This window comes from Mycobacterium tilburgii, assembly GCF_902168065.1.
In the GTDB taxonomy this organism is placed as follows: Bacteria; Actinomycetota; Actinomycetes; order Mycobacteriales; family Mycobacteriaceae; genus Mycobacterium; species Mycobacterium tilburgii.
On sequence record NZ_LR655753.1, the window covers coordinates 1 to 11,243 of the forward strand.

The window sequence follows — 11,243 nt, forward strand, 5'->3', positions numbered from 1 at the left end:
CCACGCCCACACACTGCACCTCATCCCACACACCCGACACAACACCGCAGCCACGACATGTCACACCCACAATACTTCCAACACTACGCCACCATCCACACTCTCTTCTTTTTTTTTTTATACGCAGCGGGCCCCCCCCAGACTCCCCACCCTCCATATCGCCGGCGGCGTCAGATGTTTAAAAGAGACACCCGGGCGCCCCCCCGCGGCGCCCCGCCTGGAGACCGAGCCGCCGTGGCCCAAGTTGCCCCGCCCCGCCCCGCACCCCGGACCCGAACGTAGCGCCTACCCGCGGCTCGTCCGCCGTGACGCCGAGCGACCGGCCGAGCGCGCCCGCCCGGCGGCCTCGTCCTCCGAGGCCGAGGACATGAGCCCGGATCCGCTCGAGCAGTACGCCGACATGCCGGTGGATGTCATGGACTCCGACGTGCGCGAGGCCGAACCCGCGACCGAGGATTCCGCCTACGTGCGGTCCTACCTGCACGGGGCAAATTCCACCCTGTTCGGTGGGCAGACCCTGGCCGACGAGGTGGCGCGGCGCCGCAGCGACGAGCGGGAGGGGGCCGACGCGGCCGTCCTGGCCAGCGAGACCGCAGCGAAGGACGAGATTGCACGGTCGGCGCGGGCCGCGGAGGCGCACGACGAACCCGGCAGGCTCGAAGCGCTGTGGCGGGGCAGTCTGATCGTCTTCCAGTCGATCCTGGCCGTTGCGTTCGGCGCGGGATTGTTCATCGCCTTCGATCAGCTGTGGCGGTGGAACAGCTTGGTGGCGCTGGTGCTGTCGGTCCTGGTCATCCTCGGCCTGGTGTCCGGTGTGTGGGTGGTCCGCAAAACCGAGGACATCGCCAGCACGCTGATCGCGGTGGCGGTCGGGGCGCTGATCACCCTGGGACCGCTGGCCCTGTCCATGCAAACCGGCTAGGCGCCACCGCCTACAGTGCGCCCCGCGATCAAAGTCGGCCTGTCCACGGCGTCGGTCTATCCGTTGAGGGCCGAGGCGGCGTTCGAGTATGCGGCCAAGCTCGGCTACGACGGCGTCGAGTTGATGGTGTGGAGCGAGTCGGTCAGCCAGGACATCGGTGCCGTGCAGAGGCTGTCCCGGCGCTACCAGGTGCCGGTGCTCTCGGTGCACGCGCCGTGCCTGCTGATCTCGCAGCGGGTGTGGGGCTCCAACCCGATCCTCAAGCTGGAGCGCAGTGTGCGGGCTGCCGAGGAGCTCGGAGCCCAGACCGTCGTCGTGCATCCGCCGTTTCGCTGGCAGCGGCGCTACGCCGAGGGCTTCAGCAAGCAGGTGAAGTCGCTGGAGGCCTCCAGTGACGTGCTGGTCGCCGTGGAGAACATGTTTCCGTTCCGGGCGGACCGGTTTTTCGGAGCCGACCAGTCGCGGGAGCGGATGCGCCGCCGCGGCGGCGGTCCGGGCCCGGCGATCTCGGCGTTCGCCCCGTCGTTCGACCCGCTGGACGGCAACCACTCGCATTACACGCTGGATCTGTCGCACACCTCGACCGCGGGCACCGACGCCCTGGAGATGGCGCAGCGGATGGGCGCCGGCCTGGTGCATCTGCATTTGTGTGACGGCAGCGGCCGGCCCTCCGACGAACATCTGGTGCCCGGCCGCGGCACCCAGCCCACCGCGGAGGTGTGCCAGCGACTGGCCGTCGGTCATTTCGCTGGCCATGTCATCCTCGAGGTGTCCACGTCGAGCGCACGCTCGGCCAACGAGCGCGAGGCGATGCTCGCCGAATCGCTGCAATTCGCTCGCACGAATCTGCTGCGATAACCGTGCCGCGACCCCCAGGAGATCATGACCGCGTTATTCACCGCCGCGATGCGCTTGCGGGAGGTCGAGCCAGGTATTTACGAGGCGAACTCAACAAGCATTGGACCATCGGTCCCGAAGGTGCACGGCGGCGCGATGCTGGCGTTGTGCGCCAACGCTGTCCGTCACGCCTGCGCCGAAGCCGGCCACGAACCGGTCGCGGTGTCGGCGAGCTTCTTGTGGGCACCCACCCCGGGGCCGATGCGGTTGGTCACCGCGATCCGCAAGCGCCGGCGGCGGATCAGTGTCTTCGACGTCGAGCTCATGCAGGGCGATCGCACCGCCTTCCACGCGGTGGTCAATCTTGGTTCCCTAGAACACTTTTCGGCGGGTTGTTCGGCGGAGCCACTGTTGTCGGCGAACCCCGTCGTGGATCTGATGGCGCCGGAGCCGCCCGACGACTTCGAACCGATCGTTCCCGGGCAATCCGCTAGCCGGCCTGGTGCATCTGGGCGAGGGCTGCGACGTGCGGCCGCTGCTGTCCACGCTGGAGCCCAGCCCCGACGGGCGACCCCCGTGCTGCAGATGTGGGCGTGGCCCCGTGGTGCGGCTCCCGACGGGCTGCCCGATGTGCTGATGTGCGGGGATCTGTCGGCACCGGTGACCTTCGCCGTGGAGCGCACCGGCCGGGCGCCCACGATCCAGCTCACGGCGTTTCTGCGGGCGCTGCCCGCCGAAGGATGGCTACGGGTGATCTGCACCTGCCTGGAGATCGGGCACGACTGGTTCGACGAGGACCACTGGTGCCTGTGCCCCGGGTAATCCGCGCAAGCGGGGCGGTCTGCGATGCTTTCTCCCGTGACAAGAATCGCAATCATCGGCGGCGGCAGCATGGGCGAGGCGTTGCTGTCGGGTCTGCTGCGGGCGGGGCGGCAAGTCAAGGACTTGGTGGTGGTCGAGCGGGTGCCCGAGCGGGCCAAGTACCTCGCCGACACCTACTCGGTCTGGGTGACCTCGTCGCCGTCCGACGCCGCCGAGAGCGCGGCGTTCGTCGTCGTCGCGGTGAAGCCCGCCGACTTCGATGCGCTGACCACCGAGCTGTGCAAGGCCGCCGGTGCGGCCGAGGGCGGCAGCGGAGAACAGGTGTTCGTCACCGTTGCGGCGGGAGTCTCGCTCACCTACTTCGAGTCCAAACTGCCGGCCGGCACCCCGGTGGTGCGGGCGATGCCTAACGCGGCGGCCGTGGTGGGTGCGGGTGTGACCGCCCTGGCCAAGGGCCGGTTCGTCACCCCGCCGCAGCTCGAGGAGGTCTCGGCGCTGTTCGGTGCGGTCGGTGGAGTGCTGACCCTGCCCGAGTCGCAGATGGACGCGGTGACCGCGGTGTCGGGTTCCGGGCCGGCGTATTTCTTGTTGATGGTCGAGGCGCTGGTGGATGCCGGTGTCGCGGCGGGCCTGAGCCGCGAGGTTGCCACCGAGCTGGCGGCGCAGACGATGGCCGGATCGGCGGCGCTGCTGCTGGAACGGCTGGATCAAGCGTCGCGAGCCGCCGAGGGGGAGGCGCCGGGTGGGCAGGCAGACACCACCGCCGCACAGTTGCGCGCCACCGTGACCTCGCCCGGCGGAACGACCGCCGCTGCGCTGCGCGAACTCGAGCGCGGGGGGCTGCGAGCCACCGTCGACGCGGCCGTGCAGGCCGCCAAAATGCGCTCTGAGCAGCTAAGAATTACATCGGAGTAATTGAAGATTATTCAACTGATTGTCTCTCACCAGTACCAGTAACCCCACTAGTCCCGCTATTCTCCTTTTGTATGCCCGTGTGGGTGCCAGCGGAGGGGAAGCCGCTGGCATTGCGTGGGCCTGACACGATTGGGTAGCGATGACGTCTACGAACGGGCCATCAGCGCGAGATTCCGCAGGTAAGGCGGCTTCTGTCGATGGCCAGCAGTCCAGGACACAATTTCTCACTGTCGCCGAGGTAGCGGCCCTGATGCGGGTCTCCAAGATGACGGTTTACCGCTTGGTGCACAGCGGTGAGTTGCCGGCAGTGCGCGTGGGCCGGTCGTTCCGCGTGCACGCCAAGGCCGTCCACGACATGCTGGAGACGTCCTACTTCGACGCCGGCTAGTCGCCCTCGCGCCACGATCTGCGTCGACGTCCGGTGTTCGACGTCTGACCGGACGCCGGTTTGGTATTGCAGGTGGCCGGTTGGGTAAAGTATTCGGGTCAAGTCATAAAGTGGTCCCGGGTCAGATAGCGGAGTTCATGGGTTCAGTAATCAAAAAGCGGCGCAAGCGTATGTCGAAGAAGAAGCACCGCAAGCTGCTGCGTCGCACGCGGGTGCAACGCAGAAAACTGGGCAAGTAACCTCCGCTCCGCAACAATCTCGTTCTCACCGACAGCCGCGCGGCTATAGCGACGCGGCTTGTGTCGGCCGTTAGGCTGGTCGAGTGGACTCGTCGAGCGGGGGCGGCACCGGAACGGGCGACAACGCGGATGAAACCCTGCACTACCCGAAAGTGGTGCTGGTAACTGGTGCCTGCCGGTTTCTCGGCGGCTACCTGACGGCCCGGCTGGCGCAGAATCCGATGATCAAGACGGTCATCGCCGTGGACGCCATCGCCCCGAGCAAGGGCATGCTCCGCCGCATGGGGCGTGCCGAGTTCGTCCGGGCTGACATCCGAAACCCGTTCATAGGTAAAGTTATTCGCAACGGCGACGTCGACACCGTGGTGCACGCCGCGGCGGCTTTGTATGCGCCGCGTTCCGGCGGTTCGGCGGCGCTGAAGGAACTCAACGTGATGGGCGCGATGCAGCTCTTCGCGGCCTGCCAGAAAGCGCCTTCGGTGCGCCGCGTGGTGCTCAAGTCGACCTCGGAGGTCTACGGGTCCAGCCCGCACGATCCGGTGATGTTCACCGAGGACAGCAGCAGCCGTCGCCCGCTGCGCGGCGGCTTCGCGAAGGACTCCCTCGACATCGAGTGCTACGTGCGCGGGCTGGGCCGGCGCCGCCCCGACGTCGCGGTGACGATTTTAAGGCTGGCCAACATGATTGGGCCGGCGATGGACACCACGCTGTCGCGGTATCTGGCCGGGCCGTTGGTCCCGACAATGCTCGGCCGCGACGCCCGGCTGCAGTTGCTGCACGAGCAGGACGCGCTGGGCGCGCTGGAACGCGCGGTGATAGCCGGCAAGGCCGGCACCTTCAACATCGGTGCCGACGGAATTCTCATGCTGTCTCAAGCGATTCGGCGGGCGGGCCGGATTCCGTTGCCGGTGCCCGGATGCGGCGTGTGGGCGCTCGATTCACTGAGATGGGCTAACCGCTACGCTGAGATCGATCGCGAGCAATTTAATTACCTGAGTTATGGCCGCGTGATGGACACCTCCAGAATGTGCTCGGAGCTCGGCTACCAGCCGAAATGGACGACGGCAGAGGCGTTCGATGACTACGTTTGTGGTCGTGGCCTGGCTCCCATAATCGACCCTGATCGGGTACGCTCCTTGGAAGGTCGCGCCATAGCCTTAGCGCGGCGCTGGGGTAGCCGAAATCCAATTCCATGGAGTGGGGTCAGATAGATATTGTGGCGGGTGAAACCAGAGCGAATGTCATTCCACTGCATAGCAATAGGGGTCGGGTAGCGGCTCGCCGGAGAGCCGATCAGCGTGCCGAAGCTTCGCGTCAACATCCTTCGCTGTTGGCCGATCCACACGGTCGCGCATCGGCCGAACAGATTGCCGCAGTGGTCTGTGAGATCGATGAGCACCGCCACCGCCGTGCCGCGGGCACGGGACTTTCGTGTGAAATACCACTCAACGAGTTTGCTCAGCAGGTCGCCGCGGTCGCCGGGTTCTTCCGGAAGCGGTTGACGGGCAATTACAGCGTCGACGAATTCGGGTTCGATCCGCATTTCAACAACGCCATTGTTCGGCCGTTGCTGCGTTTCTTTTTCAAGTCGTGGTTCCGCGTCGAGGTGAGCGGGATCGAGAACCTGCCGAGCGAGGGCGCCGCGCTGCTGGTGGCCAACCACGCCGGCGTGCTGCCATTCGACGGGTTGATGCTGTCGGTGGCGGTGCACGACGAGCATCCCGCGCACCGGGACATGCGCCTGCTGGCCGCCGACATGGTGTTCGATCTGCCTCTGATCGGCGAGGCCGCGCGCAAAGCGGGCCACACCATGGCCTGCACGACCGATGCGCATCGGCTGCTGGCCGCCGGCGAGCTCACCGCGGTTTTCCCGGAGGGCTACAAGGGTCTGGGCAAGCGGTTCGAGGACCGTTACCGGTTGCAGCGGTTTGGCCGCGGCGGGTTCGTGACGGCGGCGCTGCGAACCAAGGCGCCGATCATCCCGTGCTCGATCATCGGTTCCGAGGAGATCTACCCGATGATCGCCGACGTGAAGTTGTTGGCGCGGCTGTTCGGGCTGCCCTACTTCCCGGTGACCCCGTTGTTCCCGTTGGCCGGCCCGGCCGGCCTGGTGCCGTTGCCGTCGAAGTGGCGCATCGCCTTCGCGGAACCGATCTACACCCACGACTATGCGGCGTCGGACGCCGACGACCCGATGGTCACGTTCGAGTTGACCGATCAGGTGCGCGAGACGATCCAACAGACGCTGTACCGGCTGCTGGCCGGGCGGCGCAATATCTTCTTGGGCTGAACCGCCTCACTTCGCTGCTCGACGTCGAGTTGTTGGGTGATTTAGCCGTATTACGGCCCAACAACCCGACTTTCGCCGCGCACCCAGCGCCGGCTGCGGCAAAGATGTATTGGCGGACCTACTTGACCAACGTGAACTGGCAGACGTTGGTGTAGCCGTCGCGGAACAGATCCGAACAGCCCCGCAGGTACTTCAGGTAGATGTCGTAGGTGTCCTGACCCTTGAGGGCGACCGCCTCGTCCCTGTGCGCCTCGAGCGCATCCGCCCAGGCGGTCAGCGTCGGGACGTAGTTCTTGCCGATGAAGTGGTGCCGATCGATCTTGAAACCCGCGTCGGTCGCGTACTTGTCCACCAGGTCAACCTGCGGCAGCTTTCCGCCAGGGTAGATCTCCTTGAGGATGAAGCTGATGAACCGCAGCAGGGTCATGTTCACCTTCAGGCCCATCGCGTTGCCCTCTTCGCGGGTGGGGACCACGATCGAGTGCAGCAGCATGATGCCGTCGTCGGGCAGCAAGTCGTAATACTTCTTGAAGAACGTGGCGTACCGCTCGTACCCGGCGTCACCGGCCCCATCGGCGAAGTGCTCGAACGCGCCCAGCGACACGATACGGTCGATCGGCTCGTCGGGGAATTCCTCCCAGCCCTGAATCCGCACCTCCTTGCGGCGCGGGCTGTCCATCTTGTCGAACTCCGCCACGCAATGGGCGTACTGGTTTTCGCTCAGCGTCAGACCGATTATGTTGACGTCGTATTCGGCCACCGCGTGCCGCATGGTCGAGCCCCAACCGCTGCCGATATCGAGCAGCGTCATGCCGGGCTCGAGGTTGAGCTTGTCCAGCGCGAGTTTGCGTTTGGCGTACTGCGCCTCTTCCAACGTCTTGGTGAGGTTGTTCGGGTCCGGATTCTCGTCGAAGTAACCACAGCTGTACGTCATCGACGGATCAAGCCAGAGCTTGAAGAATTCGTTCGACTTGTCGTAGTGGGACCGAACCGCTTCTACCGGCGGCTTTAGCTTGGTGCCACCTGATTCCCCCTTTGACGTCATCTGAATCGTCCTACTTTCCAGCAGAAATGGTTGCAATTGCGGCGACGGTTGCTTCAGCGCCGGCTTCTTGGTGTGCCGCCTCGCCCAGCATCGTGACGGTGCTCGTGACGAGTGGTTTGCCCTCGGCGTCCGTGACCTCGCTGCGGATCTCCGCGATTACGGTGCCGTGGGACTCGATTACCGAGTTTAGATAGGTGTCAAAATACAGCTTATCGTGGGCCAGGATCGGGCGGTGAAACCGGAATTGCTGGTCCCGGTGCAGGACGCGGGCAATGTTGATCGGGATGCTGAACTTGGTGAAGATGTCCAACTGAACGCGCCGTCCGGCGATCGCCAGGAACGTCAGCGGGGCCACCACAGCCGAGTAGCCCACCTTCGCGGCCTCCTCCTCGCTGAAGTGCGACGGGTGGTCGTCTTTCACCGCCTCCGCGAACTCGCGAATCTTCTCGCGTCCCACCTCGAAGTAATCGGGTGCCCGGTAATGACTACCGATGAGGCCCTCGGCGCTTTCTGGAGTTGTCATGCTATTGCCGCTCTCCATTAGATTTGTCGCTCAGCGGCGCAGCCTATCAGCGCGATTGCCGTCGAGACGCCAGCGCAGCCAGTGCACCGCCCGCGGCGCCCAGTGCCAGCGCCGAGGGCACTCCGATCCGCGCTGCCTTGCGCGCGGTCCGAAAGTCGCGGATTTCCCAGCCCCGTTCGCGGGCCAGGCTGCGCAGCCGCGCGTCGGGATTGATCGCGACGGCCGTGCCTACCAGTGACAGCATGGGCACGTCGTTGTAGCTGTCGGAGTAGGCGGTGCACCGCTTCAGGTTCAGGCCCTCGCGGATCGCCAGCGACCGCACGGCGTGCGCTTTGCCGGGGCCGTGCAGGATGTCACCGACCAGCCGGCCGGTGAAGATCCCGTCGACGGACTCGGCCACCGTGCCCAGCGCGCCGGTCAGGCCGAGCCGACGGGCGATGGTGGCGGCGAGTTCGTACGGCGTGGCTGTGATCAGCCACACCTGTTGTCCGGCGTCCAGGTGCATCTGGGTGAGCTCGCGGGTTCCCGCCCAGACCTTGTCGGCGATGATCTCGTCGTAGATTTCCTCGCCGAGGGCGACCAGCTCGTCGACCGAGCGGCCCTCGATGAAGGTCAATGCCTTCCGCTGGCCGGCGGCGACGTCGTCGCTGTTCTCCTTGCCGAGTAGCTGAAACTTGGCCTGCGCGTAGATGAATCCGAGGACGTCGCGGTAGGTGAAGTAGTTGCGAGCGGCCAGGCCGCGGCCGAAGTGCACCGCGGAGGAGCCCTGCACCAGCGTGTTGTCCACGTCGAAGAACGCGGCGGCGGTCAGGTCGATCGGCGGCTGCGGGCGGCCCTCGTCGGCAGGCGACTCCTGTAGACCCTCGAGGGCGTGGGCCGCGCTGGCGTTGGCGGCCACCGACTCCAAGTCGACGCGGACGGCGGGATCTGCGCCGTTCGTCCCACCCGACTCAGAGCAAGTCATCGCCACACCTCCTAAAACGCCGTCCCGCCCGGTGGCCGGTTACCGGCCATCATCAACCCTATCCGGCAGATCATGCGGTTCACGTCACACCTCTGGCATGAATTGATGTCATGAAGGCTGTTTGCTTGCGTGGGCCGCCGTGCGGATGCGAAATGGCTTGTAGGTCTTATGCTTCCGACGCCGCCTACCGGCGCCGGCCGGGCACCTTCGATGTGATGCTCTCCGGCATACCGTGCAGCAGTGCTGCGGTCAGCTCCTCGAAACGATAACGCGAGGAGTTGTATGTACACTGCGTCCGATGGCATTGCATAACTGTACGTGCCAGGGTCGTCTTTGAACGTGTACCGCTTGAGATATTGCTCAGCGTATCCCTTTTTATAGTTGACATCTCCCGTTTCAAGAACTGGGCGGCGGGCTGATCGGCTGGCTCGACTTGTATCTGTGAACTAAGCCCGCGGTCGCGCCATTCTACGAATAATGTTTTCAGCCGTAGGTCAGAACGGACGTCGTCTCCCAAATTCAGCACAACGGCCTTGCCCGCATCCGCGTTCCGAGAAAACATCATTTCAATCCTCTCGACCCTCTTCAGGGGTGGAAAAAGTATTTCCTTCGATTTTCTCGGCCATCGTGTAGTTTCCTCTAGCGCTCTATACATTTTGATGATGGTCCGACCCGTCTATGGATCGACGGCCTTGCCTACAACGTAAAATTTTATGCCGGGCGGAAATAAATTTCCTGCTCGTCGGGGTACATCGAGAAAGAAGATATATCTCGTCCGGTAGTCGAGAAAATCCTGAACTCGACGTTCCCAACGAATGCTGGTCCCGCTGCGACGGCACGAAGAATTGTCGTGCTCGTAAAAGCGGGCTCTGTAACGACTCGACCAGGTTGATACCGGTCGAGCGCGTCGGCCGGTACGTTTGCGCCGCGGATGACTGGACCTTCGTAGGGCGGCAGCTTGTCTAGCGCGTTATCGCGTCAACGCGCGCCTGTTGAGCTGTGTCCAAAAGTCGATCTTAAGAGCGTTATTCAGGTCTCGATAACCAGCCCCAGTGTAGTCGCCGAGTGCCGACAGCTCATCCAAGCTCAGGAGGGTTACCGGTAATGAAGGATTGCCCCCATCCCCGGGTTTGTGCGGCGAACCATCGGTCGGTGGATGTCCGTTGCCGTCACCCGGTCCATGCGGCGGTTGACCGTCGCCGGGCGGATGTGGTGCGCCGGCGTGGGGGAGTGCCGCTTTGCCGGGAATCCCTTCGCCCGTGGGGGAGGACGGCGCCGACGTCAGGTGGGGTGCGGCGGCCCCTGCAGGCGTGGGTGCGGCGCCTATCGCGGTCGGTGTGTGGGACGGCGCCTGCCCATGCGGGGGCGATGCGGGCTCGCCGGGAAGGGCAATCGCTGGCTTGCCCGCGGAAGTTAACGGCGCGGTAATCGGTTGCGGGGTCTCGCCGACCGGCGGCTTAGGTTCGGTGGGGCTGTGCGGCAGCGGAGCACCGGCCGGAGCGGGGCCCGCCTTGGGCGGTGGCAACGGGCTGTCGGGTTCCGGAGGCTTAACACCCGGCGCCGGGGTCCTGGGCGCCTCTGGCGGCTTCACGGCCGGTGGGTTGGGCAGTTTCGGCAATCACCATGCCGTTCAGATCGTGGAAGTAACCCACCGGGTCGAGCACGAGGCGCACCTGGCTGATGTCGTAGAGCCCCTTGACGAACCCCGGCCTCGGAGAAGAACTCCTTGGTGCCGTGGCCCAACCAGGCCGACGGCATGCCTGACGGGAGTGGCGTGCAGGAACCGATCCCACTGCTTGGCGGCGTAGTTGGCCATCGTGTCGGCGATCGTCGTGGCCTCGGCTAGCGTGGACGCGATCTCGGCTTCCAGTGCCTCGACCTTGGATGTGAAGTCGCCCGGCGCCCGCGGCGCGTAACTGCGCCAACGCCGCGCGCATCATCGCTTCGCCGCGGGCCCAATGCTGGTGTGCTTCGGCGTGGGCCGACGCGGCCGCGCCCGACCAGGTGTCATGCAGATTGCCTACCAGCGAGTCGATTTCGGCGATCATGCTTTCGTCGTACCGCTGAAATTCCGCCATCCGCTGCACCGCGTCGGCCAACGCCTCGGTACCCACCCGAAACGCATCAGACATCGTGCACCTGCCGAACGCCTGCACGCGAACAGCTTCGGTGCGTTGAAATCCCTGGCCGGCCCGCGCCACCGCCAGGATCGACAGCCCGGCCTCGACCTCACGCGCCCCGCGGTGCCACAGCTGCCACGCCGAGGAGTTAGGCCTGCCCCGAGCCGCCCTGCCCACC

General features: G+C 65.2%; 10 protein-coding genes and 3 pseudogenes. 8 read left to right on the plus strand and 5 right to left on the minus strand.

The features are described 5' to 3' along the window. Window positions 1-220 precede the first annotated feature (220 nt). From FQ389_RS16740 to FQ389_RS16775, 8 genes and pseudogenes are all read left to right on the plus strand, one after another. Window positions 221-922 (plus strand): annotated as a pseudogene (locus FQ389_RS16740) (hypothetical protein); the annotation flags it as partial. Window positions 923-937: 15 nt separating this feature from the next. Further along, window positions 938-1,780, plus strand: a complete 843-nt coding sequence (locus FQ389_RS16745; protein WP_144209643.1) for a sugar phosphate isomerase/epimerase family protein — start codon at window positions 938-940, stop codon at window positions 1,778-1,780. Between the two features lie 24 nt (window positions 1,781-1,804). Further along, a pseudogene (locus FQ389_RS16750) lies at window positions 1,805-2,560 on the plus strand (thioesterase family protein); the annotation flags it as partial. A gap of 57 nt (window positions 2,561-2,617) precedes the next feature. Continuing rightward, entirely contained in the window at window positions 2,618-3,496 is an 879-nt protein-coding gene (gene proC, locus FQ389_RS16755; protein WP_186296491.1) for a pyrroline-5-carboxylate reductase, read from the plus strand. Window positions 3,497-3,635: 139 nt separating this feature from the next. Further along, on the plus strand, window positions 3,636-3,884 hold the full coding sequence (locus FQ389_RS16760; protein WP_144209651.1) for a cell division/environmental response transcriptional regulator: 249 nt from the start codon (window positions 3,636-3,638) through the stop codon (window positions 3,882-3,884). Window positions 3,885-4,021: 137 nt separating this feature from the next. Next, the gene (locus FQ389_RS16765) at window positions 4,022-4,123 is read left to right on the plus strand and encodes a 30S ribosomal protein bS22 (protein ID WP_003402602.1); all 102 of its coding nucleotides are present in this window, start codon (window positions 4,022-4,024) and stop codon (window positions 4,121-4,123) included. Window positions 4,124-4,206: 83 nt separating this feature from the next. After that, a complete protein-coding gene (locus tag FQ389_RS16770; protein ID WP_144209654.1) occupies window positions 4,207-5,334 on the plus strand; it encodes an SDR family oxidoreductase in 1,128 nt (375 codons plus the stop codon). After that, entirely contained in the window at window positions 5,331-6,413 is a 1,083-nt protein-coding gene (locus tag FQ389_RS16775; RefSeq protein ID WP_144209667.1) for a lysophospholipid acyltransferase family protein, read from the plus strand. The genes FQ389_RS16770 and FQ389_RS16775 overlap by 4 nt, the downstream gene beginning before the upstream one ends. 118 nt (window positions 6,414-6,531) lie before the next feature. Here FQ389_RS16775 and FQ389_RS16780 read toward each other — a convergent pair whose 3' ends face one another. The 5 genes and pseudogenes from FQ389_RS16780 to FQ389_RS20915 all read right to left on the minus strand — a co-directional run. After that, window positions 6,532-7,458 (minus strand): cyclopropane mycolic acid synthase family methyltransferase, encoded by a 927-nt coding sequence (locus tag FQ389_RS16780; protein WP_144209657.1) that lies wholly within the window; start codon window positions 7,456-7,458, stop codon window positions 6,532-6,534. A 10-nt stretch (window positions 7,459-7,468) separates the two neighbouring features. Then, complete coding sequence (locus tag FQ389_RS16785; RefSeq protein ID WP_144209660.1) at window positions 7,469-7,981, minus strand: FAS1-like dehydratase domain-containing protein; 513 nt, start codon at window positions 7,979-7,981, stop codon at window positions 7,469-7,471. Window positions 7,982-8,027: 46 nt separating this feature from the next. Then, a complete protein-coding gene (locus FQ389_RS16790) occupies window positions 8,028-8,945 on the minus strand; it encodes an HAD family hydrolase (RefSeq protein ID WP_144209663.1) in 918 nt (305 codons plus the stop codon). 711 nt (window positions 8,946-9,656) lie between these two features. Next, a complete protein-coding gene (locus FQ389_RS22990) occupies window positions 9,657-9,902 on the minus strand; it encodes an ADP-ribosyltransferase domain-containing protein (RefSeq protein WP_144209670.1) in 246 nt (81 codons plus the stop codon). Window positions 9,903-10,858: 956 nt separating this feature from the next. Continuing rightward, a pseudogene (locus FQ389_RS20915) lies at window positions 10,859-11,077 on the minus strand (WXG100 family type VII secretion target); the annotation flags it as partial. Window positions 11,078-11,243 lie beyond the last annotated feature (166 nt).